The sequence below is a fragment of the uncultured Bifidobacterium sp. genome, from assembly GCF_963540075.1.
Taxonomy (GTDB): domain Bacteria; phylum Actinomycetota; class Actinomycetes; order Actinomycetales; family Bifidobacteriaceae; genus Bifidobacterium.
Window position 1 is genome coordinate 1 of record NZ_CAUTOG010000023.1, and the last position, 25,709, is coordinate 25,709.

Sequence of the window (25,709 nt, forward strand, 5' to 3'; positions counted from 1 at the left end):
CCCACAAGCATGGTGGGGTGGCCGGGTTTGGGTGGCTTACCCCCGGTTTTTGTGTGTTTTTTTACGGGGGGGGGCCGCGGGGTGGGGGCCCCCCCCCCTCATTCATCTGAGCACGGCCGTCAGGACGTGGAGGAGTCCGTCGTCCCCTCGGAGGAACCCGAATCGCCTCCGTCACCGCCGGACGGAGCGGCGGCCGCAACCAGCTCGGCCGTCTTGTCCCCGCCCGTCTCCGAGGAGCCCGCGTCGTCCGCAAGCTTCTCGCCGGTGAAGGTGAACTCGCCGAGGATGCCTTCGCCCTCCGCATCCACGCGGATTCTCTCACCGTCGTCGAGGTCGCCCATGAGGATCTTCTCCGAGATGGCGTCCTCGATGTCGCGCTGGATGACGCGGCGCAGCGGACGAGCCCCCAAGAGGGGATCGAAGCCCTTCTGGGCGAGCAGGTCCTTGGCGGCGTCGGTGAGCTCCAGCGACATATGCCTGTCGAAAAGCCTGTCGTCGAGCTTGCGGATGTCGAGATCGACGATCTGGCGCACCTGGGGCTCGGTGAGCTGCCGGAACACGATGATGTCATCGAGACGGTTGAGGAACTCGGGCCGGAACTGCTGCCTGAGTTCGCTGGCCACCTGGTCCTTCATGCGCTGGTAGCTCGTCTCGGTGTCCGATCCCAGGCTGAAACCGGTGTTGGCCGCCTTCGCGATGTCACGGGTGCCGAGGTTGGTCGTCAGGATGATGATCGTGTTCTTGAAGTCGACCTTGCGCCCCTGGCCATCGGTGAGATGACCATCGTCCAGCACCTGCAGCAGCGTGTTGAAGATGTCCGGATGGGCCTTCTCGATCTCATCGAACAAGACCACGGAGAAGGGCTTGCGACGCACCTTCTCGGTGAGCTCCCCACCCTCCTCGTAACCGACGTACCCGGGGGGCGCTCCGAAAAGCCGCGAGGCCGCGTACTTCTCCGAGAACTCCGACATGTCGACGCGGATAAGCGCGTCCTCGTCGTCGAAGAGGAACTCGGCGAGAGCCTTGGCCAGCTCCGTCTTGCCCACTCCCGTGGGACCCGCGAAGATGAACGACCCCGCCGGGCGATGCGGGTCCTTGAGCCCGACCCGCGTTCGGCGGATGGATCGGGCGAGCGCCGACACGGCCTCGTCCTGGCCGATGATGCGCTTGTGCAGCTCCGTCTCCATCCCGAGCAGCTTCTTGGACTCGGCCTGCGTGAGCTTGAACACCGGGATGCCCGTGGTGCTGGACACCACGTCGGCGATGACGTTCTCGTCGACGATCATGCTGGCGTCGGACTCCCCCTGCTTCCAGGAGGACTCCTTCTCCTTGCGTTCGGCCTCGAGCTTCTCCTGGGCGTCGCGCAGCTGCGCGGCCTTCTCGAAGTCCTGGTCCTTGATGGCCTTGTCCTTCTCGGTGGCCACCTTGGCGACCCTGGCGTCGAGCTCCTTGAGCTCCGGCGGCGCCGTAAGCCTCCTGATGCGCAGGCGCGCGCCCGCCTCGTCGATGAGGTCGATGGCCTTGTCGGGCAGACGGCGGTCCTGGATGTACCGCGCGGACAGCTCGGCGGCGGCCTGGAGGGCCTCGTCCGTGATGCTGACGTGATGGTGGTTCTCGTAGCGGCTGCGCAGGCCCTTGAGGATCTCGATGGTTTCGGCGATCGTGGGCTCATGGACGAGGATGGGCTGGAAGCGGCGCTCCAGGGCCGCGTCCTTCTCGATGTACTTGCGATACTCGTCCGTCGTCGTGGCGCCGATGGTCTGCAGTTCGCCACGTGCCAGCATGGGCTTGAGCATGTCGGAGGCCCCCAGCGCGCCGTCGGCGCTTCCAGCCCCGACGATGGTGTGGATCTCGTCGATGAAGAGAACGATGTCCCCGCGGGTCCGGATCTCCTTGAGCACCTTCTTGAGACGCTCCTCGAAGTCGCCGCGGTATCGGGACCCGGCGACCATGGACCCGAGGTCCAGCGAATACACCTGTTTGGCCTTCAGCGTCTCGGGGACGTCACCCGCGTTGATCTTCTGGGCCAGACCCTCGACGACGGCGGTTTTGCCGACGCCGGGATCGCCGATGAGCACGGGGTTGTTCTTCGTGCGCCGCGACAGCACGACCATGACCCGCTCGATCTCCGCGCTGCGGCCGATGACGGGGTCGAGCTTGCCCTGCGCCGCCTCGGCGGTGAGGTTGCGGCCGAACTGGTCGAGGATGGCCGACCCCGTCTGTCCGCGCTTGTCCTGGACGCCACCCGCATTGGCCAGGTCGTTCGTCGCGGACGCGTCGGTCGTCGCGGCGGAACCGCGTATGAGGTCGATCGTGGCGGAGCGCAGCTCGCCGAGGTCCACGTCCATCTTGATGAGGACCTGCGTGCCGACGCCCTCGCCCTCGCGGATCAGGCCGAGAAGGATATGCTCCGTGCCGATGTAGCTGTGCCCCAGTTGCAGTGCCTCGCGCAGACTGAGCTCGAGGACCTGCTTGGCGTGCGGCGTGAAGGGGATGTGCCCGTTCGGCGCCGCATTGCCCTTGCCGATCATCTCCTCGACCTGCTTGCGGGTGCCGTCGAGAGTGACCCCCTTGGAGGCCAGCGCCTTGGCCGCAACGCCTTCGCCCTCGCGGATCAGACCCAGAAGCAGGTGCTCCGTGCCGATGTAGTTGTGCTGAAGGTTGCGGGCCTCCTCCTGGGCGAGCACGATGACGCGCCGCGCCCGGTCGGTGAACCGTTCGAACATGCTGTCTCCTTCGATGTGTCAGTCCACCCCACTCTACCGATTCACGGTGACCTTTATTTCCCGGTCCTCCGCCATTGCGCTCACTGCGCAACGTCACCGCGCATCACTCCCGTGCCCGATGACCCAGCCGGCCGGGGCAGCGGATAAGCTGGTGAGGACGAATCGAGGAGGATGCCATGGCCGATCCGATGATGCCTGCGACGGTTCCGACCGGACGATCGGGGCTCGACGCGCGGTACGGGCGATCCCGCTCCGGCGACGTGGTGGTGGGAGTGGACGGCTCCCCTGAATCCTTCGCCGCACTGAGATGGGCGTTGTCTGAGGCCTCCGCCCTCGGACTCCCCATCACCGTGGTGTACGGGTGGACGCACTCCTGGGATATGGGCCCCCAGCCTGACGACGACACGGCCTGGGAAGCCGTCAGCGACCGCATCTCCCGGCGTCTGCGCGAATGGGCCTCGAAGGCGTGCGAGGGCGTCGCCATCAGTCCGGAGGAGCTGTCGCTGGTCTCCGTCCACTCCTCAGGGACCTCGGCTCTTCTGAGGCTCGGGTCCTCGGCCCAGCAGATCGTCGTGGGACGCCGTAGCCTGGGACGGGTCGCCAGATGGTTCACGGGATCCCTGTCCGCATCACTGGCCGAGGAGGCGAGGGTCCCGGTCACCATCGTGAGAACGCACGCGGATGACAGAGAGGTCCGTGACGCAATCGCGACCGCCCTGTCGCCCGACCCCTCGTCATCGGGGGCACCCGGGGAGAAGGCGGGGGACGAGGCGCCCGGCACGGCCCGTGCCGCCATCGTGGTGGGTCTCGACGGTTCGCCCTCGTCCCGTCGGGCTCTGCGCTTCGCCGCCGAGGCGGCGCGGGTGCATGCCCGTCCTCTCCATGCCCTGTTCTGCTGGCAGCTGCGCGACCTCGGGGAGATCCCGGGATACGAGAACGCCGTGGCTCCGCTGGACGCGGCTCAGAGGCATGCCGAATCCGTCATACGACGGGTGGTGCAGGAGACGGGCATCGACGATCGCACCCCTCCCGTTCTTCACGCCTTCCACATTCCTGCGGCCAAGGGACTCATCGACGCTTCCCGCTACGCCTCCCGTGTCGTCGTGGGATCACGCGGGCTCAGCGGTCTGGACGCCCATTTCATGGGGTCGGTCTCACGTCAGGTCGTGTCTCTGGCCGAATGCACGGTCACCGTGGTGCATTAGTCTCCTCGGTGCCGACCATGCGGACGGCGACCGGCCTCGTGGATGACGCCACGGCCGTTTCGCCAGGGCCGGCAGGTTCCCGGCGACGACGGATCGGTCATCGTATGCCGGGCATGCCGGATGCCGGGCTGGTCCGTCTCCTATGCCCGTCCGGCGTCCGGCGTGGAGGAGGATTCGATCTCCCCGCGATCAGCGCCGGACGTCTTGTCCACGTCGGAACCGTCCCCGGAGGATCGCCCCGTGGTGGGCACGACTGGCGAATCCCGGTCCCGCGAGTCGTCAGGTCCGTCGTCGGATGCCGATGAGTCCACGTCCGCGTCCATGCCTTCGATCAGCTCGACCTCCGAGGACTCCTCCCGGGGAATCCGACGGATCACGTCGATGCGTGTGTCGTCGTAGGCCGGGGCGGACTGCATCCACAGCGGCGTCGGCGCGGGCTGGCCGATGTCGGAATGCTCCCCGCATCCGTGATCGAGCGACACCACTCGACCGTCGTCGGGGCTCCACACGTTCGCGCAGACGCCGAACATCCGTCCCAGGTCTCCGGCGATGGGGACGAGGAAACCGCAGGTCGAGCAGGGGTTGTCCTTCCCCGCCGTTCGCGTGGACAGCGACCTGGGCCCATGCTGACCCTGATACCAGCGTTCCGCGGTCTGCGAGCGTCCCACGGGGCTGAGGACCCGGCGACGCGTGAGTGCGAAGCGGTCCACGGCCTCGTCCTGATCCTCGTCCCCGACATCGGTTCCGTCGATGGCCGAGGTTCCAAGGTCCTCGGCCACGGCATCCGCAGAAGCCTCCACGGGACCCGCTGCCCCCTGCGCGGAATCATGCGACGGATGCCCAGCCCCTTCGGATCCGTCCTCATCGCGCGGCTCCTCGGCGTTCCGCGACGCACCCTGAAGCCTGAGGCCATCCTCGAGTCTGGAATCGATGGCCGGGGTTCCGAGCGCATCGGTGACCGAGAGATCCGAAGGGAGCAGACGATCCTTCCATGGCACCCATGCCGGGGGAAGCAGAGCCCCCTCGGCGGGGACGAGAGTCGACTCGTCCACCGTCCAGACGTCGCGATCGGCGTCGTGGAAAAGCGTCACGGACCACTGCCAGCCCTCATACCCCTTCATCAGGCATACGAAGCGGAAGTCGCTCACGCCGTCGCCCAGATCCTCGGAGACGACGAAGGGACCCACCCTGTCGGGGTCCTCCGCGACCTCGCGCGCGGCGGATAGCGCGATGCCCCGTGCATTCGTCACGGTCTGCCGTCCTCTCGTCCCGGAATCCATCATCGGTCCCGATCAGTCCTGCACATCGAAGTCATCGGCCACAGCCCGCAGCAGAGCCGCCAGCTTGCGGCTTTCCGAGGATGAGGGGTAGTGATGCCGGCGAAGTCCGTTGCCCGCCGAGTCAAGCATCGTGATGAGGTCCTCGACGATCGCCACCATGTCGTCCGGACGCGGACGGGTCGCTCGGACGATGGAGGGGACGGCCGCCATGACATGCACGTCCATGGCCTGCGGGCCCCTGCGCCCGTCGACCACCGAGAACTCCACGCGGACGCCCTTCCGGGGCGACGCCGAAGCGTCGGCGAGCGCGGCGGCGGGAAGGAACACGTCATGCCCGGATTCATCGGCGATGAACCCATAGCCCTTCGACGCGTCGTACCAGCGCACTCTTCCGGTCGGCATAGCCTTCACACTCCGTTTCCCAGAACCGTTCTCTTCCGCATGTTCCGGTTCCGGCCTTCACAGGCCTCGGAACCGGGCATTCACAGTCAAGTCTACCCCACGGTGCCGTCGGATGATCTGCCATCAGCGCCGCGCGAAGCGGCGGGGACTTCGCGCTCCCCATTCTCCGCAGGCGCAGCCTCCCGGGACGCGGGTCCATCCGGATCGCTGCGGGAATCCGGGCGATCCGGGATTCGAGTCCCGGCATCCATCGTCTCCTCCCGTCCCGCATCCAGGCCACGACGCATTCCCCAGACCCCTCCTCGTGGACGTCTCGGTCCTTTGGGCTTCCGGGATTCCGAGCGGTCGTTCCCGTCGTCCTCCATCACGGCGACCGGGGAAGCGACCGGAAGGATCACGGTGAGCGTCAGACCGCCACCCTCGGTTTCGGTGGCGACGATGAACCCGCGATGCGCCCGCACCACGGACAGGGCGATGGCCATACCCAGACCGGTGCCGCCCTTCTCCCTGGCGCGCGAGGGATCGGCCGTGTAGAAGCGCTCGAAGATCTGGCCGCGCGATTCGGCGGGGACCCCCGGACCATGGTCGACGAAACGCAGAACGGCGTACGTCGTCCCGCCCCCGACGGACTGCCCCACCTCGACCGCGTCAAGGAAACCACGCAGGGACCCCTCCGTCGGCGGGAGAGCGGACAGCTCCTGCGGAGGCAGGGCCGCGGACATCGTGCCCAGCAGCACCTCCACGCGCGAGTCGGTGGGGGTATAGCGATGGATGTTGCCGACGATGTTCGTGATGACCTGTCTGATGCGCGAGGGATCGCCCGGCAGAGCCACCTCCGGCAGGGGGCCGTCCTCCGCGACAAGATGCGAGGGCGACGACGGGTCGGAACGGCCCAGCGTGGGCCGTCCCGCCCTGATGCCGCGCCCCGGATCCAAGGCGTGAAGATCGTCCACAGCGTCCCTGACCAGGGACGTGAGGTTGACCGTCTGTCTGACGTCGATGCCCCGGCCCTCGTCCAGCCGCGCGAGGGAGAGCAGATCCTCCACGAGCACGGTCATACGCGAGCTGGAGGCCTCGATATGAGCGATCGACGCATCGGCCCTATCCAGGGCGCCCGGCATGCCACGCTGCATCGTGTACAGCTCGGCATAGCCGTGGATGGCGGCGAGAGGCGTGCGAAGCTCATGACTGGCATCGGAGACGAAGCGTTTCATCTTCTCCGTCGTCTCCTCCTGCTCGTGGAAGCTGCGTTCGATTCGCGCGAGCATGGCGTTGAGCGAGGCGGACAACGAACCGACCTCGGTGTTCTCCGGGGCCGACGGCACGCGCTGGCTGAGGTCGCCGGCCGCGATCTTGGCTGCCGTCTTCTCGATGCGCTTCAGCGGTGCGAGCGTGCGCTGGATGAGCAGGGTGGCGATCACCACGCCGAGAAGCATGATGGCGATCCCGACCATGGCGGTGTACCGGGTGAGGGTGCCGACCGTGTCGATCTGGTCGCTCAGCGACAGTCCGATGTAGACGACGCCGCCGACCTCGCTGGTCCCGTCACTGGACTTGTCCATCCACTGCAGCGCCAGAACCCTCCAGGGGGCCCTTGCCGCCTGGAGAGTGGCATGGTCCGCGCTCGAGGAGGATCCCGAGGAGACGGTGGACTGCGTGGTGAAGGGTTTTCCCAGCTGCACGTCATCGGTGCTGCCATTCGAGGGAAGCGTCGGCATGGAGACCACGCCGCCCTTGAGCACGGGGACCAGGGGCGTGGCGAGAATCCTGCCGGACGTGTCCCTCACCTGCAGGAAGTAGTCGGTCGGGCCGGCGGTCGACTGGCTGCCATCCTTGCTGCTCAGCAGGGCGACGTTGTTGTACACGAGCTCCGCCTGCTGGACGAGCTGGGTGTCCGTCTTGCCAAGCAGATAGCTGCCGACGAGCTGTCGGATGGAGAAGGAGACCCCGACCATTCCGACGATGAGGAGAATCATCGTCACGGCGACGAGCTTGACGCCAAGAGGCACGCGGTCCAGACGCCGGACGACGAACGCCGTCACCCGATTGGGCCGATGGACGCGGGCGGGCTTCGCGCCTGATTTCGGCGCCGACGCGGGCGGCGCGGCACTGTCGGGGGTCATCACCGCGCCGCGGCGTCCTTCGGCGCTCGAATCATGTAGCCGATGCCGCGCTTCGTCTCGATCAGCGACGTCACCTTGCGCACGGTTCCGTCCTCGTCGACGACCTCGATGCCGTCGACCTTCTTGCGCAGATAGGAGATGTAGGACTCGACGATGGCCGCGTCACCCCCCCAGTCGTACTGCCAGACATGGTCGAGAATCTGCGCCTTGGACAGCACACGTCCCTCGTTGTCCATGAGATAGCGCAGAAGCTTGTATTCCGTGGGGCTCAGATCGATGGCCTGCCCGGCGCGGGAGACGTCATGCGAGTCCTCGTTGATCTCCAGATCGCCGACGCGGATGACAGGGTCGTCCTCGACCTGCTCATGGGTGCGACGCAGGATGGCGCGGATCCTGGCGATGACCTCCTCGAGACTGAAGGGCTTGGTGACGTAGTCGTCCCCTCCGACGGTCAGTCCCATGACCTTGTCCTGGGTGTCGTCTCGGGCCGTGAGGAAGAGGACGGGGGCGTCGATTCCCTCCTGGCGGATGCGTCTGGTCACCGTGAAGCCGTCGATGTCGGGCAGCATCACATCGAGGACTATGAGGTCGGGACGCGTCTTCTCGATGACCTCGATGGCCTCGGAACCCGATGCCGCCGTAGCCACCTCGAAACCGGAGAAATGAAGGGACGCCACAAGAAGTTCGCGGATGGACGGCTCGTCGTCGACCACCACAATCGATGCCTCAATCGCTTTGCTCATGGTTTCCAGCCTGCCCCGGATCTCTGGAGGTTTCCTGAACACCGTCTGAATCTTGGTCGAGAGAACCGCCTGTCAACGCCTCCCCATGCCGTCGTGCGCGTCGTGGGCGATGCGGGGACGAGGCCCGGCGGCCATGCCGTCTTCGCGGCCGTGGCAGGACGCCGAGCATTCCCTTCACGAGACCTCCGATGCCTGCCGAGGGTCCTCCATGACGACGTCTGGAGGCCGAATGGCGGGATGAACGACGCCTGCGGACCGTCAGCAGGACGCCCATCGCCACCAACGCGACGAGAACCGCCCCCATCGCGACGACGCTGACCACGCGGGTACGCGTCGAAGTCGCGGTGGCCTTCTTCGTCGAGATCTGGGACATCATGGCCAGAGCAGAACCCGACCAGTCGGGGTCATCTCCCTTCACCAGCGGTCGCAGGGCGGCCGCCGACAGGTCGTCGACCGTGGACTGGCTACGAAGCCAGGAATCCGAATTCGATGAGACCGCCACGACAAGGCTGCCGTCCGAGGACGCCACGGCGAGTAGCACGGTGTTCGCCTGGGGCTCGAGCGACTCCAGCAGGTCGGCCGCCCATGCGGAGGGGGATGACTCGGTTCCGAAACTCGAGACGTACAGCAGCCTCACGGAAACCCCGGTCGTCCTCTTCGTTCTGGTGATGGCGTCGTTGACCGAGGAGAAATCCGATCCGAGCAGGTTCTCGGTGTCGGTGATGTCATCGCTGATCGTCACCCCGGAGTCGTTCTCCGATGCGGCGAACGCGCTCGGAACGGCGACAAGGGCGAACGCGCCGGAGGCCAGGACCAGTGCCACGATGAGCAGAATCGTCGACATCATCCGGGCGGTGGCCCCGGGTCCAATCCCTCGCACCATTCCCTCGGCGCATTCGCCATCGACCACACCCGAGGCAGGGCCCCGCCCTACGCGTGTCCAGATCATATCCTCCACCATAGCGGGCGGTCTTCTCGACCGTTCCGCACGTCGGGAACATCGTCCAGCGAAGGGGACATCATGCCACAGTTCCAGGTTGATTCCGAGCATCTGCGTTCATCCAGCGCGGCCGTCAGCGCTTCGGTGTCATCGATACGTGACGCGGTCAATGGAATGTACGCGAATCTCACAGGCCTCCAGAGCGCTTGGCGGGGAGGGGCCGCCAGCCAGTTCGGATCCGTGGTCACCCAGTGGAAGGCCGCCCAACAGCAGATGGAGCAGTCCCTCGAATCCATCCAGAGGGCGCTGTCGCAAGCCTCGGACGTGTACGCCGACGCGGAGACCCAGGCATCGCGTCTCTTCTCGGGATCGTGATCCGGGACCACGGCCGCTGACGGGACCACCCGCTGCCACGGCCGGGGGCTCCGGACGTCTCCCGGGGTGAAGAAAACAGACGGAGGGGGACCGGTTCCCATAGGAACCGGCCCCCCCTCCACGCAATCACCCGTCAGCGGCGGGAGGCGCATCCCCGCAAGGGGATATGCAACGCCTTATCCGGCTCAGTAGCCCATGTCGGCGCCGGCACCCGGATTCGGCTGCGCGGTCGGCGGCTCCGGCTTGTTGGCCACGACGGCCTCGGTCGTCAGGAACAGTCCGGCGATGGAGGCGGCGTTCTGCAGAGCGGAACGGGTCACCTTCACCGGGTCCGCCACTCCGGCGGCCAGCAGGTCCTCATAGGTGTCGGTGGCGGCGTTGAAGCCCTGTCCCGCCGGCAGGTCACGGACCTTGTTGAACACGACGTCACCGGAGACGCCCGAGTTCTCCGCGATCTGCTTGATCGGGGCCTCGACGGCACGGAACACGATGGCCGCGCCGGTCGCCTCCTCGCCGCTCAGAGCCTTGATCTCGGCGTCGTCCTCGGCCTTCCTCGCCGCCTGGACGAGAGCCACGCCGCCTCCCGGCAGCAGACCCTCCTCGATGGCGGCCTTCGCATTGCGCACTGCGTCCTCGATGCGGTGCTTGCGCTCCTTGGCCTCGACCTCGGTGGCCGCGCCGACCTTGATGACGGCGACGCCGCCGGCAAGCTTGGCAAGACGCTCCTGGAGCTTCTCGCGATCGTAGTCGGAGTCGGTGTTCTCGATCTCGGCACGAATCTGGGCCACGCGGGCGTCGACCTCCGCCTTCGAACCGCCGCCGGAAACGATGGTCGTCTCGTCCTTGGAGACGATGACCTTCTTGGCGGTGCCGAACACGGACGCGTCGATGGAATCGAGCTTGAGGCCGAGCTCGTCGGACACCACCTGGGCGCCGGTGAGGATGGCCATGTCCTGGAGCATGGCCTTGCGGCGGTCGCCGAACCCGGGGGCCTTGACCGCGCAGGAGTTGAAGGTTCCGCGAATCTTGTTGAGGATCAGCGTGGGCAGAGCCTCACCGTCGACGTCCTCGGCAATGATGAGGAGCGGCTTGCCGGTCTTCATGACGAGCTCGGCGATATGCACGACGTCCTGCTGGCTCGACACCTTCCCCGAGGTGAGGAGGATGTACGGATCCTCGAGCACGGCGGTCTGGTCGTCGGCGTTGGTGACGAAGTACGGGGCGATGTATCCCTTGTCGAAGCGCATGCCCTCGGTGAACTCAAGGTCGAGGCCGAAGCGGTTGTTGTCCTCGACGGTGACCACGCCATCCTGTCCGACCTTGTCCAGAGCCTCGGCGATCTTCTCGCCGACCTCGGGATCCGCGGCGGAGATGGTGGCGGTGGCCGCGATCTGCTCCTTGGTCTCGACGTCCTTGGCGGCGGAGACCAGCTCCTTGACGATGACGTCCGAAGCCTTCTCGATCCCGCGACGGAGGGCGATGGGGTTGGATCCCGCGACCACGTTCTTCAGACCCTCATGCACAAGAGACTGGGCGAGCACCGTGGCGGTCGTGGTGCCGTCACCGGCCACGTCGTCGGTCTTCTTGGCGACCTCCTTGACCAGCTCGGCGCCGATGCGCTCATACGGGTCCTCGAGATCGATCTCCTTGGCGATGGACACGCCGTCGTTGGTGATGGTGGGAGCACCATAGGTCTTGTCGAGAACGACGTTGCGTCCCTTCGGTCCCAGCGTCACCTTCACGGTGTTCGCCAGCTTGTCCAGACCAGCGAGCATGCCCTGACGGGCCTCCTCGTCGTATGCAATGATCTTTGCCATTGTTCCTCCACATATGGCTAGGGTGTGTATCCCACCCGCGACGGAGAGCCATGGCCGGCCGTCAGCTGCCGCCTTATCACTCATCCATCCCGAGTGCTAAACGCGAGATTAGCACTCACGTCACGGGAGTGCCAACACGACGCGTCGATTGCGCCGAGGGCATGAGGACGCGGACCGAATCCCACGACCGTGCCGACGCCAAACGACGAGGCCCCGCGGAAAGCCCGGTACCGCCGGAAAGGCGAGGGACGCGTCGGAAAATGGAAACGAAGGAAACGGGAGGGAGAGAAGCGAAGGAGCCAGCGGTGGAAGCGAAAAGAGATGAGAGGGCAACGATTTCAGAAAAAAGAAGGTCCGGCACCCTCGCGGATACCGGACCCCAACCATCCCGGAGGACGGTCAGAAGCGAATCAGATGCGCTTCACCGTGGTCGCCTGAAGACCCTTGGGGCTCTTCTCGGATTCGTACTCGACCCGGTCATTCTCATGAAGGGTCCGATGTCCATCGCCCTGGATGGACGAGTAGTGGACGAACACGTCCTCTCCGCCATCGTCGGGGCTGATGAATCCGTAGCCCTTCTGATCATTGAAAAACTTCACGGTACCTTGTGCCATTGCAATCATCCCTCATTCGAGCACCGCACAGACATACAGAAGAGTCCGACCAATTTCGCGCTCACCATCTCGCGGCGTGTTTCAGTATACAGATGAAACCGGAAGAAACGCCGCTCCCGAAGATGCCGGGAGAAAACCCGCGGACACGCGGGGACGAGGGAGGAATCGCGCCGGTCTCGAGGACGGCCGACGCCAACGAGAAGGGCTCCGGAGGAAGGACGTCGGCGCGAGCGGCCACGGGAGGCTCCGAAGCCGCCCCACGCGCGGATGGGCGCGCCGCAGGGAGACGCGCCTAGTTGATCAGGACCACGACGATCGGGGCGGAGAGGCCGGACATCTGCTCGACCGAGGAGATCCCCAGCGTGCTGGCGACGTCCTGCGCCGTCGCCTCGTCCGTCTCGTTCTCATACCACACGACGGTCTGCGAAGGCGTGGAACCGCTGGGATTCGCCGCGACTACGGTGGTGTACCCCGCCTGGGTCAGCACTGCGGCCTTGCGCGCCGCATATCCAGTCACGCCCGTGGCATTGACGACCCGGATCGAGGTCGACTTGTTGACGGTCTGAGAGACGGCGGAGGACGAGGAGGCAGCCGACGAGGAGGACGAGGACGCAGAGGACGCAGAGGACGAGGACGCAGAGGACGAGGACCCGCCTGACGACGCCGAGGACCGCGACGAGGACGAGCTGGATGCCACGGTCGACGAGGAGGACGAGGACCCGACCGCCCGGGAGACCAGTCTGGACGCCTGGCCCGAGAACACGCCCCACACGACCAGCCCTACCAGAGCCGCGACGAGAAAGGTGACGAGCACCGGAGCGATCCTGACCGCCCATGAGCGCGACCCTCGATGCACCCCCACGGGACCCTCCGGAGGATCATCGAACACGTCCCTGTCTGCGACGACGTCGGAATTGGACTGCCTACGCGCCATGATGGTCTTCCCTTCACTGCACCGACCGTCGAAGTCTATCGCGCCCGGTCCTTCGATCGAGGGTGGTCACCCCCATGTCCACGGTACATCCACAGCATGGCCGCGGCATGCCCCGAACACGATGACGGGGCATGACCCTACGGTGAACGGTGTGACCGAATCGCGCATCAGACCGCTCAGCGAGCTCGTGGACCCGGGATGGGCGAAGGCTTTGGCGGACGTCGAACCGACGATCCACCGAATGGGGGACTTCCTTCGCGCCGAGAACGCCGCGGGTCGTCGCTGGCTGCCGGCCTCGCATGACATCCTGCGCGCGTTCACCATCCCGTTCGACTCGATCAGGGTGCTGATCGTGGGGCAGGATCCCTACCCCACACCGGGGCATCCCGTGGGTCTGAGCTTCTGCGTGGCCCCGGAGGTCCATCCTCTTCCCGCAAGCCTGAGGAACATCTTCCGCGAGATGTGCGACGACCTCCGGGTGCCCGCCCCCGTGAACGGCGACCTGACCCCTTGGACGATGCAGGGCGTGATGCTGCTCAACCGCTGCCTGACCGTGCAGGTGGGCCGGCCCAACAGCCATCAGGGCAAGGGATGGGAGACGGTGACCGAGGCCGCCATCCGCGCGCTGGACGCCCGCGTCGACGCCCAGGGGCGTCCCAGGCCACTCGTCGCCATTCTCTGGGGGCGAAACGCCCGGAACCTCGCTCCTCTTCTCCACCATGCCGCCATCATCGCCTCGGCCCATCCCAGCCCTCTGTCCGCATCACACGGATTCTTCGGGTCCCGGCCCTTCTCCGGCGCCAACGCCGCCCTCGAATCCATGGGCGCGGCGCCGGTGGACTGGAGTCTTCCCGCGGCGAACCGACATGAGGAACAGGGCTGACGAGCCGGCGGGCTCTCGGCACCGCCGGCTACAATGGCACACCGACCATGTCAGAGCCCTACCAGAGCGATACCCGAGCGATACGAGAGCGTGACGCCATGACCCTTCCCCCACAGCCTCCCTTCTCCGAGCCCAGGGTGTCCGTGCAGACCACGGGCGCGAACGGGACGGCCGGGCCCACGCCGGACGAGCTGCGCCGCGCGGCTTCCCTCGCCGACCGTCTGCGCTCGCGGTTCTCACGGACCCTGGTGGGGCAGACGGATCTGCGCGAGGCCCTGATCATCACGCTGGCCGCGGGCGGCCACATCCTCATAGAGTCCGTTCCCGGCCTGGCGAAGACGACCGCGGCGCAGACCCTGGCGACCTCGGTGTCAGGCACCTTCCGGCGCGTCCAGTGCACGCCGGACCTCATGCCCTCGGACCTCGTGGGCACCCAGATCTTCGACTTCGCCTCGCAGCGGTTCGTCACGCGCACGGGGCCGATCCACGCGAACATCGTGCTTCTCGACGAGATCAACCGATCCAACGCGAAGACGCAGTCCGCCATGCTTGAGGCCATGGCCGAGGGCGCCACGACGATCGGCGGCGAACGCATCGCCCTGCCCTCCCCGTTCATGGTCATCGCCACCGAGAACCCGATCGAGGAGGAGGGGACGTTCCCTCTGCCGGAGGCCCAGATGGACCGCTTCATGATGAAAACCGTCATGACGTATCCCACCCCCGACGAGGAGCGCCGGATGCTCACGATGCTCTCGGAGCGCCCCTCGGATTCGGTCGACCCGGCCTCCCTGGGGCAGGACACCGTATCCCTGGACGAGGTGGGGTTCCTGCGGGAGAGCACTCGTCGCATCCATGTGTCCGATGCCATCGCCGACTACGCGGTCGGCATCGTCTGGACGACACGCGGCGGCGGTCCCCATCCCGTGAAGGGGCTCTCGGATCGGGTGCGTCTGGGAGCGAGTCCCCGCGCCTCCATAGCACTGGTGCGCACGGCGCAGGCGACCGCCCTGCTGTCGGGACGGGATTACGTGATCCCCGAGGACGTGCGCCGCTTCGCACATGATGTGCTCAGACACCGAATCCTCCTCACCTTCGAGGCGCTCGCCGACGGCGTACGCGCGGATGACGTCATCGATGACGTCATCGAGGCGGTCCCCGTCCCATGACCGAGGGATCGCTTCCGGCCGAACACGTCCGCCGTCGTATCGAACGTCTGGGCTCGACCCTGGGAATTCCCACGGTCCGACGTGCGCTGGGGCTTCTCGAGGGGGAGCATCCCTCCGGGAGGGCGGGAGGATCCGGCGACGTCATGGACATTCGTCCGTACACCGTCGAGGACGAGGCGCGTCTCATCGACTGGAGGGCGAGCGCGCGGGCGGGACGTCCGCTCGTCGTCCGAAGGGAAAGAACCGCGACGTCCCGCGTGTGGATGCTCGTCGACGTCGGACGGGAGATGACCGGGATCTGCCCCTCCGGCGAGCGCGCCTGGGCGGTGGCGGCCAACGCCCTGTGCATGGTGGCCTCCCTGAGCCTGAGACGCTTCGACGACATCTCCCTGGTGTTCGCCGATTCCCGACGAATCGTGCGCATGCCCTTCCATGGCGGCCTGTCCCGGTTCGAGCGGATGCTGGACACGGCGCTGGACCGGGACTGGGACGCTCCGCGGGATATGGACTCCCTTCTCGACTATGCCTCGAGCATCGCCGACCGCCGCTGCATGGTCGTTCTCGCGACGGAGGACCACGCTCTGCGCGGCCGTCACGTGCCCATGCTCCGAAGGCTGACGCGGGGCCATCCCCTGCTCGTGGCGAGCGTCGTGACCGCGAACCCTCTCGCCGCACCCCAGGGGGCGCTCGGCGAGCTCCGACTGGCCACGCGGGGGCGCCGCATCCCCGCCTTCCTCATGGGCGATGCGGCGGCGCGAGACGTGGACGTTCATCGCCGCTTCCTGTCCGAAAGCGTCGGTCGCGAGCTGACACGGCATGGGGCCCGGATCATGCGCGCCGATTCGAGCGACTCGATGTTCGGCCTTTTCGTCCGACAGGCGGCCCTCGCCAGAGGCACGGCGCAGGGAGCCCAGGGGCTCGCCGACGCCGCCGCTTGGAGGGCGCGATGACGGATTCGCTGGACGTCACCGGTCTGCGCGTCGTGCAGCCTGGATCCGGGTCCCTCCCACTGCTCGTTCTGGCGGCCGCGGCGACGACCGCGCTGATCCTCGTCCTCGCGGCCATCATCCTGTCCCGCCCGCGTCGGCCGCGCACCCTCGCACCGCGTCGTGGCGCGCATGAGCGATACGACGGCGACGGCGTCTGGCATCGTCGCGTGGCCGACATCGTCGAGGCCCATGGGAGGGGTGAATGCGACGAGAGCCGGTCGTTCCTGCGCCTCGCCGAAGTGGCACGCGACTTCGCCTCCCACCGGACGGGTAGGGACATGTCCATGCTCACCCTCGCCGATCTGTCCGATTCCCGGCTCCGCGCCGCGGAACCGCTGGGGATGGATCGCCTGCGGCAGACGATATCCGCCCTCTACCCGCGAGAGTTCTCCAGGATGCCCGACGGCGCCACTGACGGATACGACGTGCGTCAGGCGGCCGAATGGGTGGATGCGCTGATATCGAGGTGGCGAGGATGACGATGCCCTCCTGGCACTGGCCCCTGGCGGGGCTCATCGGCGCTGCCGTCGCGCTCGGGATCGTCCTCGTCATCGTCCTCGCCCCCCGACGTCGGCATGATCATGAGGCACCCGTCTTCGACGTCGACGAGGATCTCTCCACGGAGTCCGGATCGTCGCTTCTGAGACGGTGGAGACGGCTGAACCGCATGGCGCTCGCCCTTCTCGTGTCCTGCCTGGCGCTGTCGCTTGCTCTTCTGGCACGACCATCGCTGATCGAATCGGGGTCGGAGAGCTCCTCGAACCATGACGTGGTCCTCTGCCTGGATGTCTCGGGATCGACCCTCCCCTACGACAGGGAGGTCATCAACACCTACCTCGACATCGTCGAGGGCTTCCAGGGCGAACGCATCGGGCTGAGCATCTTCAACTCCACCTCGCGCACGGTGTTCCCTCTGACCGACGACTACGACCTCGTCACCAGCCAGCTGAAATCCGCCAGCGCGATCCTCAAGGGCGTGCAGAGCCAGGACGACATCGACAGGATGAGCGACAGCGACTACCAAAGGATCTCCGACTGGCTGGAGGGGACGCAGAACCGCAAGGACGCCACCTCGCTTATCGGAGACGGCCTCGTAGGCTGCGCATCCCTGCTGCCAGGATTCCTCTATGGATCAGGGTCGTCATCATCGGGATCCTCCACGTCCCCGAACGCATCGAACCGTTCGGCCTCGATACTGCTGGCGACGGACAACATCGTGGCTGGGAAGCCGACCTACACGCTCGACAGGGCGCTTGACCTGACCTCGCAGGCCTCCATTACCGTCGACGGTCTGTACTCCGGGCCGCGGAGCACCCTGGATGACGCCACCGCGACGGCCATGAGGAAGTCCATCGACTCCCATGACGGACGCTTCCTGTCGGTGACGTCGGGGGCCTCCGTGGAGGACCTCGTGCGGGACGTCGAAAGCCGACGCTCCGGATCCTCGGCAAGCCGGGAACGCGCCTCGCTCGTCGACGCCCCGGGATGGTGGGTCGCGGCTCTGGCCGTCGCGGCGATCGCCTGGATCCTCATGGCATGGAGGCTGAAAAGATGACCATGGTCCTCGCCCCCGTCTGGGGCTGGCCCGTCGCGGTCGCCGTCTGCACGGTCATGGCGGCTCTGGCGGCGGCGGTCGTGATCCGCCATGTCCGCGGTGCGCGACACGCCGAGGTGACCGATGAAACCGTCGGGGCCGTCATCCGCCGCGCCGCGATGTGCCTGGTCGTCGCCCTCCTCGCCCTGACCCCCTCGACCGCATCCACGGTATCCACCACGGCCGTCAGGGGCATGGACGTCGTCGTCGCCGTGGACGTGACCGGCTCCATGGGCGTCTCGGATGCGCGCTACGGCTCCTCGGCGAGGGTCAGCCGCCTGTCGGCCGCGAAGTCGGCGGTGAGGGACATCACATCCCTCTACCCCGATTCGAGCTTCGCCGCCATCCGCTTCGGATCGACCGCATCCCTTGACGTTCCGCTCACGCCGGACGTCCTCGCCCTGACGAACTGGGCCGACACCCTGTCCGTCGAACCGACCTCGACCTCCGCGGGATCGAGCCTGGACACGCCGCTGGACCGCATCCTGCTCACCCTCAGGTCGATACGCTCCGCCCACGCGCATGACGTCATCGTCCTGTATCTGGTCACCGACGGCGAGCAGACCTCCTCCACGACCAGGCGGACGTACTCCTCGCTGCGCGCCTATCTCGACGACGCCTTCGTGCTCGGCACGGGCTCCGCGACCGGCGGGAGGATCCCCGTGGTCTCGTCCGGGGCCTCGGCCTCGTCAGGCACCTCCACGAACGCCTGGGTGACCGACCCGACCACCGGAAAGCCCGGAATCTCGAAGATGGACGTGGCGACCCTGAAGGCCATCGCCGACGAGATGGGAGGCACGAGCATGGTGATGGGACCGACGACGACCGCGAGGAACGCCGTGACCTCGGAGACGTCCTCCTCCTGGAGGACGTTGTCCGACACCACGCGGCGGCGCCGGACAACGGCCGTCGTCTGGCCGCTCGCCGCCGTGCTGACACTGCTTCTGGCGATCGAGCTCGGCGAGTGGATCCGCACCTCGAGGAGGCTGCTATGACGGCGTCCCATGCACGAACGACCCGTCAGGGAAGGCGTCAGGGAAAGAAGGCGCGAACAGCGCCTGCGCCGAGGACGGTCGTCTCCGCCCCCGCCCCCGCGCCACGTCCCGGAGCGGCCGATGACGGGCCTCGCGCGCCCCTGACCGTGCGCATAGTCCTCATCATGCTCGCCCTGGTCCTTCTGGGGGTCGCCGCGCTCGCGGGGCTCAACCTCCGGGCCGCCACCCTGGGGTCTCAGGCCGCCGCGGCCCTGTCCTCGAACCTGTCCGCGGCGTCCCGTTCCGACCCCGACCTGTCCTCGCTGCTGGTGCAGCAGGAGCAGACGGACGCCCGCTTCGACGACGCCCTGACCGCCTCGGGAGCGATTCTTCCGGCGGTCAGAAACACCATCGAATCGAACGCCTCCACCTCGCGAAGACTCACGTCGCTTATCCGCGACGCGATCAACGGATCCTCCTCGGACGCCGGATCGTCCTCGACGTCCTCGCCTTCGGCATCCGCGTCCGCATCGTCCTCACCGAGCCCATCCTCATCGGCGTCGACGTCAACGACCAGCGGGCTGACGGAGAAGCAGCGCCAGGAGATCGAAAGGATGCTCAGCTCCTCATCCGCGTCTGCCTCCGCGACGTCCTCGACCACGTCTCCGTCGTCGACGTCATCGTCGACGACCAAGCCCTGGTGACCGGTCGCTGACCATGCTCGGCTGACGTCCGGGACCCACAGGCCCTTCCGGTCGCGACCACGCATGCCCGTCCGCGACCACACTCGCGGGCCATGGACGGACGGCGACCATGACGAGGCTGTGATGAGGGCATGAATCTGATCTCACCCGCTCCCCCCTGCATCTGCCCAGGCATCCTGCGAGACGTCGAGGATCTGATGGAGTCCTCGGTCCGCTCCACGACATCATCCCTCGACGAGCTCCGGCGGATTCGCGGGGTCATCATGCTGGACGGCTGGTCGGGCCATGCCTCCGAAGGCTTCCGCGCCCGCGCCGAGGACGTCATGATCCGCGCAGAAGGGCTTGCGGAGTCCCTGTCACGGACGCGGCGCATCGTTCTGGCGGCGACGGCGCGATGAGCTGGAACATGGTGTCCTCGGTCGAAGGAGGCCACATCGCCGTCGCCGATCTGAGGCGCTTCCACGCGGCCGCCTCGGCCCTGAGAATGGCCGCGGCCTCGGCACGACGCGAGGGGCTGTCCTGGACGGCCACTCTGATGCGCATCGAGGCCCGCAGACCGATTATGGCCCTATGCCCGGCGTCCCCATGGGCGCCGGAGGATCCCCGGCACCGGTCCCTGCCCTTCGATCTCGTCGGCGATCGCTGCCGGGAGCACGCCCGCGCATGTCGGACACTCGCCGAGACCATGGAATCCCTCGCCTCTCTCGTCATCCGGGCAGGCTCGTTGTACTCGCACACGGAAACGACGACGCGACGAATCGTCAACGAACTGCTGGGGACCGGGATGCGCATGCTCCCCATCCCCCTTCTTCCACTCGCCGCCGGCGCCACGGCGGCGACGGCCATGGGAGGCGCCATGCTCGGATCAGGCGATCCGATCGAGGCGCTCACGTCCACCGCCTTCCTGCACGAGGGTCTGATGACCGGCATCGGGGGGATCGTCGCGGGCCTCGGCGTTCTTCCGGCCGCCGTCATGCGCGACGAGGTGAACCGTGCCGCCGACCTCCTTGCCTCGGCGACGGCACGCATCACCGATCTGATCCAGGGGAACGAGCTGAAGCTCACCGAAGTCAGCGCCGACGCACCCGTGGCAGGGGAATCGCGGGATATCGCCGACGTGCTCGCCAACCTCAGCCGTCTGGGGACCGAACGCATCGACGGCGGGCTCGGAAGCGGACTGTCCTATGGCACCATCGGCATCCAGGAGTACCGGGACGCCACGGGACGCCGCTCATGGCTGGTGCTCATCCCCGGAACCGACGGACGGCCCGACTCCCCCTTCGGATGGGCGCAGAACGTGGAGCTGATGAGCTCGGATCCCTCCCGACGCATGCGCGCGGACAGCGCGCGGATGGTGGCGGAGGCCATGCGCCGCGCGGGCATAGGCCGCGACGAGCCCGTGGCGCTGGCCGGACATTCCCAGGGCGGGATCGTCGCCGCAGCCATCGCCTCCGACATGACCGGTTCCTTCGCGGTCCGCCACGTGCTGACGGCAGGCTCGCCGATCGCCAACCATCCCATCCCCCAGGACGTGAGGGTGACGAGCATCGAGATCGACGACGAAGTCGTCGCCGCCCTGGATGGGGCGCCGAATCCCACCCGTCCCCATTGGGTCACCATCCGTGGGACGCGGGTCCGGAGCTCGACCGGCGTGGGGACCCCCGTCGATGGGGCGCCCGACGGAAAGGAGATCAGCCACTGGCTGCGCTATCATCAGGCGGCCCTCGCCGACGCGCTGGATATCGGATCCCCGGCGGTGAGGACGCAGGACGCCGATGTCTCCTCGCTGCTCGCGGGCGGTCTCGTCTCGACGACCTACTGGCGCGGGCGCATGGAACCCGCGCCCACCAGGAACCAGACTCGAAACCGTTAGGACGACGGCCGTCACGTTCACGGCTGGACGTAGTGTGGAGGCCATGAAGCTGACCGACATCACCCCCGCCATCCCCCTGTCCCCCCTTGACGGACGCTACCGCCGGCAGACCGAGCCGCTGGTGGAGTACCTGAGCGAACCGGCCCTCAACCGCGAGCGCCTTCGGGTCGAGGTCGAATGGATGATCCTGCTGGCCAACGGCTTCCCGGAGCAGGGCGGCCAACCCCTCATCGAGGGCGTCGAGCCCCTCACCGACGCCGAAAAGCGCTATCTGCGCGACATCCCCGAAGGCTTCGACGCGAAGGGCATCGCCCGCCATGCGGCCCATGAGTCCGTCACCCACCATGACGTCAAGGCGGTCGAATACACGATCGACGACGCCCTGAGGGAATCGCCCTCCGTCCTGGGCCCCGGCACCCAGCTACCGCGGCTGGAGGCGCTGGTGCATTTCGCCTGCACCTCCGAGGACATCAACAACCTCGCCATCGCCCGCTGCGTCAGGCAGGCCATCGAGAACGTCTGGCTTCCCGAGGTCCAGGCGGTCGCGGACCTCCTCGCCGACCGCGCGGAGCGCTACCGCGCCCGTCCCATGCTCTCCCTGACGCACGGTCAGCCGGCCACCCCCACGACGCTGGGCAAGGAGCTCGCGGTCTACGTCCACCGCCTGGGCAGGCAGCTGCGACACGTCCGTGAGCAGGAGTACCTCGGCAAGCTCAACGGGGCCACGGGAACCTTCGGCGCCCATCTGGCGGCCTTCCCGGACGTCGACTGGATCGAGGCCTCACGCCGCTTCGTCACCGAGAGGATGGGGCTGACGTGGAACCCGCTGACCACCCAGATCGAAAGCCACGACTGGCAGGCCGAGCTCTACGGCACGATCAGCCACGCCAACCGCATCCTGCACAACCTGGCGGTGGACGTCTGGATGTACATCTCCCGGGGCGTCTTCGCCCAGGAGCCGGTGAAGGGTGCCACCGGATCCTCGACCATGCCCCACAAGATCAACCCCATCCGATTCGAGAACGCCGAGGCCAACCTCGAGCTGTCCTGCGCCCTGCTCGACTCCCTGTCCGCCACGCTCGTGGAAAGCCGCTGGCAGAGGGACCTGACGGATTCGACGACGCAGCGCAACATCGGATCCGCACTTGGCTACTCGGTTCTCGCCCTCGACAACCTCCTCGGCGGCCTCGAGGCAATCCACCCGCATGACGCGGCGATCGATGCGGAACTCGCCGACAACTGGGAGGTCCTTGGCGAGCCGATTCAGACGGCCATGCGCGCTGCGGAGCTCGCCGGGCGCCAGGGCATGGAGCATCCCTACGAGCAGGTCAAACAGCTGATGCGCGGCCATGAGATCAGCCGGGAGGACATCGAGTCGTTCATCGACTCCCTTGACTTCGATGATGCCACAAGGAACCGTCTGCGCCGCCTGACCCCCGCGACGTACACGGGATGCGCGGACAGGCTGGTCGACTTCGCCCGCCGATGACTGACGCCTCCTCCCCTGACGGCGGCGGGAAGGGCACCGTCGCCGTCACGGACACGCCGCCCCGGCGCACCCGCAGCCTCGGAGACCTCGTGCATGCCGTCTTCGCCCTTGTGACGGGTCTTCTCGTGCTGCTGTCGGCGTCCATGCTCCACGGCGTGACCTCCGGCGTCGAGTCCGACGCGCATACGGTGGTCAGGTCCATCGACTGGCTCATGAACATGCCGGCCTCCCTGCTCCAGCAGCTCACCACACTGGCGATCGTCGTGACCGTGCTCGTCCATATGCTGATGGGTCGCGCATGGCTTCAGTCCGCCATGTCCGTCATCGCTCTGTTCGCCGGATACGCGGGCGCCTGGGGTCTGTCCCTGCTCATCGCACGCATCGGGGACGCCGGTCTGCTCGCCTCGCTGACCTCCGTGGAATCAGGCGCCTCGACGATGCTCATCCCCGACATCTACGCCGGCGTGGGCGCCTTCCTCACGGTGGCGGGACCACGCAGGACGCGATCATCGGTCAAATGGGGATGGAACGGGCTGATGGCCATCGCCGCCATACTTGTGGCCGTGCTGTGGTATTCGGTGGCCGGAACCTTCGTCTCCTTCGCCATCGCCCGTCTCGTCGGCACCCTGCTGCGCTTCGCCACCGGCACGGTGAGCCAGGGCGCATGGGGCGACCAGATCGTTCAGGCGCTGAGGTCCATAGGCCTGGACCCCATCCGCCTCGTCCGGCGCGATGAAGACTCCCCCACCGTTCTGCCCCCCGCCTCGCCGGACGACGACCTGGTCGAGGGATCCCGTCTCTATGATGCGGAAACCCGCGAGGGACGACGCTTCGTCGTCTCCGTGCTGGACGGTCAGGCGCATGTGGCGGGATATCTCGGACAATGGTGGCAGTGGATTCGTCTCAGCGGGATTCCCGTCAGACGGGACCGCTCCGTCTCCGATGCCACCCATCATCATCTCGCCATGCTGCTCGGCCTCGAGAATGCCGGCCTGCGGACCCCGGACCCCTACGGAGCCGCGGACACCGGGGAGTCCTCGCTTCTCGTTCTTGACGCCTCGTCGGCGCCGATCCCCTGCAGGGCGGAGGACATCACCGACGAGGACGCCTACGCGTTTATGGACTACCTTCGGACGGCGAACTCGCATGGCTACACCCATCGTCGGATCACCCCCGACTGCCTCGCGCGGCTTGGCGACGGAACCCCCGTCATCGCCGGCTGGCAGAACGGGGACTGCGCCAGCGCCGGCGCCAGCGTCATGCTCGACCGCGTGCAGCTCATCCTCCTCATGGCGGCGCTTCTCGGACCGGACAGGGCCATGTCGGCCGCCCGACGCGTCTGGAGCCGCCACGACCTCTCCACGATGTCCCCCTTCATCCAGAGGGCGGCTCTGCCCATGGCCACGCGATCGCTGGAGGGATGCAACCGGCAGCTGATCTCCGAGATACGAGCCGAGACGGGTTCGGCCGAGGAGGATGAGGCGCAGACTCCGCAGACGGTAACCCTTTCACGCTTCAGCATCAGATCGTTCCTCACCATCGCCCTGGCCGTCATCGCCGTGGCGGTGGTCTTCACGCAGCTCCGGCCCGACGAGGTCATCGATGCCGTGCGCAAGGCCGAACCGGTATGGGCCCTGGTCGCCGTGCTCTGCGGCATGGTCGCATGGGCGGGCTCCGCGGTCACGCTCGGCGCCTTCGTGGACCACGATGAACGGGACTGGCCCTCTCTGACGATGACCCAGGTGGCGGCTGGGTTCACGGCGGTGTCCATGCCCGCGGGCGTGGGTCCGGCCTTCGTCAATCTCCAGTACCTGAGACGTCGCGGGCTGGGCAACGCGGAGGCGACGGCCGTCACCGGCGCCACCTGGGGCATCCAGGGACTGGCCACCATAGCCATCACGGTGGTGCTCGGCCTGTTCACGGGACGCAGCACGCTGTCCGGGGCCATACCGACGAACACCCTGGTCATCGTCATCGGCGCGATCGTCCTCGCCTTCTGCCTGGCCATGGCGGTCCCACCCCTGCGACGTCTGCTCACGCACCGCTATCTGCCGCTGATGGCCTCGTACGCCCATCGCTTCATGGAGGTCATCGCACGGCCGGACAGACTGGCGGCGGCCGGAGCAGGTGCCCTGGTGCTCAATGTCGCCACCGCATTGGGCTTCTGGGTATGTCTGCTCGCCTTCGGATGCCGGACGAACCCCGTGGAGACCATGTTCGTCTTCCTGCTGGCCAACACCCTGGCCTCAGCGGTGCCCACCCCGGGCGGTCTGGGAGCCGTCGAGGCCGCTCTGAGCCTCTCCTTCACCGGCGTGGGGGTTCCCGCGGGCGTGGCTCTGTCGGCAACCCTGCTCTACCGCGTGGTGTTCTACTGGCTGCGCATCCCGTTGGGTGCCGCCGCCATGAGATGGCTGTCCTCGAAGGACATGCTCTGACCCCCGCCCGGTCGCCCCGACCATCCGTCCACAGAGGCCGTGAAACCTTGCAAAACCCGCGCCGTTCGCGGCCTGACGGCGGGAAACTGCGGTAGTATCTGTTGATGAACGTGGCCTGAGTACACAGTGAGGGCCCCTGACCAAGAAGGATGCTTTCATGGCATACAACAAGTCTGATCTCGTCTCCAAGATCGCTCAGAAGTCCAACCTGACCAAGGCTCAGGCCGAGGCCGCCGTCAACGCCTTCCAGGATGTCTTCGTCGAGGCTCTGCAGTCGGGTGAGGGCCTGAAGCTCACGGGTCTCTTCTCCGCCGAGCGGGTCAAGCGCGCCGCCCGTACGGGACGCAACCCCCGCACCGGCGAGACCATCGAGATCCCCGCCTCCTACGGCGTGCGCATCTCCGCCGGCTCCCTGCTCAAGAAGGCCGTCGCGCGCTAGGCCC

The 25,709-nt window shown here is 67.1% G+C and carries 23 protein-coding genes; 14 read left to right on the forward strand and 9 right to left on the reverse strand.

All coding sequences use genetic code 11. The features are described from left to right. Window positions 1–119: 119 nt before the first annotated feature. Complete coding sequence (locus RWX87_RS04095; protein WP_314687240.1) at window positions 120–2,726, reverse strand: ATP-dependent Clp protease ATP-binding subunit; 2,607 nt, start codon at window positions 2,724–2,726, stop codon at window positions 120–122. A gap of 191 nt (window positions 2,727–2,917) precedes the next feature. Here RWX87_RS04095 and RWX87_RS04100 point away from each other — a divergent pair, with 191 nt between their 5' ends. After that, the gene (locus RWX87_RS04100; protein WP_314687287.1) at window positions 2,918–3,931 is read left to right on the forward strand and encodes a universal stress protein; all 1,014 of its coding nucleotides are present in this window, start codon (window positions 2,918–2,920) and stop codon (window positions 3,929–3,931) included. Between the two features lie 140 nt (window positions 3,932–4,071). On the opposite strand, the gene RWX87_RS04105 is transcribed toward RWX87_RS04100, so the two are convergent. From RWX87_RS04105 to RWX87_RS04125, 5 genes are all read right to left on the reverse strand, one after another. Then, entirely contained in the window at window positions 4,072–5,181 is a 1,110-nt protein-coding gene (locus RWX87_RS04105; RefSeq protein WP_314687242.1) for a DUF3027 domain-containing protein, read from the reverse strand. Between the two features lie 42 nt (window positions 5,182–5,223). Continuing rightward, the gene (locus tag RWX87_RS04110; RefSeq protein ID WP_314687244.1) at window positions 5,224–5,613 is read right to left on the reverse strand and encodes a cold shock domain-containing protein; all 390 of its coding nucleotides are present in this window, start codon (window positions 5,611–5,613) and stop codon (window positions 5,224–5,226) included. Between the two features lie 92 nt (window positions 5,614–5,705). Beyond that, complete coding sequence (locus tag RWX87_RS04115) at window positions 5,706–7,736, reverse strand: sensor histidine kinase (protein WP_399552297.1); 2,031 nt, start codon at window positions 7,734–7,736, stop codon at window positions 5,706–5,708. Then, complete coding sequence (locus tag RWX87_RS04120; protein WP_314687248.1) at window positions 7,736–8,479, reverse strand: response regulator transcription factor; 744 nt, start codon at window positions 8,477–8,479, stop codon at window positions 7,736–7,738. Before RWX87_RS04120 ends, RWX87_RS04115 begins: the two co-directional genes overlap by 1 nt. Further along, the gene (locus RWX87_RS04125) at window positions 8,463–9,428 is read right to left on the reverse strand and encodes a TPM domain-containing protein (protein ID WP_314687251.1); all 966 of its coding nucleotides are present in this window, start codon (window positions 9,426–9,428) and stop codon (window positions 8,463–8,465) included. Before RWX87_RS04125 ends, RWX87_RS04120 begins: the two co-directional genes overlap by 17 nt. A 72-nt stretch (window positions 9,429–9,500) precedes the next feature. Between RWX87_RS04125 and RWX87_RS04130 the strand changes: the two genes are divergently transcribed. Continuing rightward, entirely contained in the window at window positions 9,501–9,794 is a 294-nt protein-coding gene (locus RWX87_RS04130) for a WXG100 family type VII secretion target (RefSeq protein WP_314687253.1), read from the forward strand. Window positions 9,795–9,979: 185 nt separating this feature from the next. Here the strand turns inward: RWX87_RS04130 and groL are convergent, their stop codons facing one another. The 3 genes from groL to RWX87_RS04145 form a co-directional block, all read right to left on the reverse strand. After that, window positions 9,980–11,611: a chaperonin GroEL gene (groL, locus tag RWX87_RS04135; protein ID WP_314687254.1), complete on the reverse strand. Its 1,632-nt coding sequence runs from the start codon at window positions 11,609–11,611 to the stop codon at window positions 9,980–9,982. 410 nt (window positions 11,612–12,021) lie between these two features. Further along, window positions 12,022–12,225, reverse strand: coding sequence for a cold-shock protein (locus RWX87_RS04140; protein WP_314687256.1), 204 nt, complete (start codon window positions 12,223–12,225; stop codon window positions 12,022–12,024). A gap of 292 nt (window positions 12,226–12,517) precedes the next feature. Continuing rightward, window positions 12,518–13,159: a LytR C-terminal domain-containing protein gene (locus RWX87_RS04145; protein WP_314687258.1), complete on the reverse strand. Its 642-nt coding sequence runs from the start codon at window positions 13,157–13,159 to the stop codon at window positions 12,518–12,520. Between the two features lie 121 nt (window positions 13,160–13,280). Here RWX87_RS04145 and RWX87_RS04150 point away from each other — a divergent pair, with 121 nt between their 5' ends. From RWX87_RS04150 to RWX87_RS04205, 12 genes are all read left to right on the forward strand, one after another. Continuing rightward, window positions 13,281–14,042 carry a uracil-DNA glycosylase gene (locus tag RWX87_RS04150; protein ID WP_314687260.1) on the forward strand — a complete coding sequence of 254 codons (762 nt, stop codon included), beginning with the start codon at window positions 13,281–13,283 and terminating at the stop codon, window positions 14,040–14,042. Window positions 14,043–14,140: 98 nt separating this feature from the next. Beyond that, complete coding sequence (locus tag RWX87_RS04155) at window positions 14,141–15,208, forward strand: MoxR family ATPase (protein WP_314687263.1); 1,068 nt, start codon at window positions 14,141–14,143, stop codon at window positions 15,206–15,208. After that, window positions 15,205–16,158 (forward strand): DUF58 domain-containing protein, encoded by a 954-nt coding sequence (locus RWX87_RS04160; RefSeq protein WP_314687265.1) that lies wholly within the window; start codon window positions 15,205–15,207, stop codon window positions 16,156–16,158. Before RWX87_RS04155 ends, RWX87_RS04160 begins: the two co-directional genes overlap by 4 nt. Further along, entirely contained in the window at window positions 16,155–16,676 is a 522-nt protein-coding gene (locus tag RWX87_RS04165) for a hypothetical protein (RefSeq protein WP_314687268.1), read from the forward strand. Before RWX87_RS04160 ends, RWX87_RS04165 begins: the two co-directional genes overlap by 4 nt. A 2-nt stretch (window positions 16,677–16,678) precedes the next feature. Next, window positions 16,679–17,752 carry a VWA domain-containing protein gene (locus RWX87_RS04170; RefSeq protein ID WP_399552298.1) on the forward strand — a complete coding sequence of 358 codons (1,074 nt, stop codon included), beginning with the start codon at window positions 16,679–16,681 and terminating at the stop codon, window positions 17,750–17,752. Next, window positions 17,734–18,786 (forward strand): vWA domain-containing protein, encoded by a 1,053-nt coding sequence (locus RWX87_RS04175; protein WP_314687272.1) that lies wholly within the window; start codon window positions 17,734–17,736, stop codon window positions 18,784–18,786. The genes RWX87_RS04170 and RWX87_RS04175 overlap by 19 nt, the downstream gene beginning before the upstream one ends. Next, entirely contained in the window at window positions 18,783–19,469 is a 687-nt protein-coding gene (locus RWX87_RS04180) for a DUF6466 family protein (protein WP_314687274.1), read from the forward strand. The genes RWX87_RS04175 and RWX87_RS04180 overlap by 4 nt, the downstream gene beginning before the upstream one ends. A 131-nt stretch (window positions 19,470–19,600) precedes the next feature. After that, window positions 19,601–19,867: a hypothetical protein gene (locus RWX87_RS04185; protein WP_314687276.1), complete on the forward strand. Its 267-nt coding sequence runs from the start codon at window positions 19,601–19,603 to the stop codon at window positions 19,865–19,867. After that, complete coding sequence (locus RWX87_RS04190; RefSeq protein WP_314687278.1) at window positions 19,864–21,342, forward strand: alpha/beta hydrolase; 1,479 nt, start codon at window positions 19,864–19,866, stop codon at window positions 21,340–21,342. Before RWX87_RS04185 ends, RWX87_RS04190 begins: the two co-directional genes overlap by 4 nt. Before the next feature lie 43 nt (window positions 21,343–21,385). Next, window positions 21,386–22,831 (forward strand): adenylosuccinate lyase, encoded by a 1,446-nt coding sequence (gene purB, locus RWX87_RS04195; RefSeq protein ID WP_314687281.1) that lies wholly within the window; start codon window positions 21,386–21,388, stop codon window positions 22,829–22,831. Next, a complete protein-coding gene (locus tag RWX87_RS04200; RefSeq protein WP_314687283.1) occupies window positions 22,828–25,266 on the forward strand; it encodes a lysylphosphatidylglycerol synthase transmembrane domain-containing protein in 2,439 nt (812 codons plus the stop codon). Before purB ends, RWX87_RS04200 begins: the two co-directional genes overlap by 4 nt. Before the next feature lie 157 nt (window positions 25,267–25,423). Continuing rightward, on the forward strand, window positions 25,424–25,705 hold the full coding sequence (locus tag RWX87_RS04205) for an HU family DNA-binding protein (protein ID WP_314687284.1): 282 nt from the start codon (window positions 25,424–25,426) through the stop codon (window positions 25,703–25,705). Window positions 25,706–25,709 lie beyond the last annotated feature (4 nt).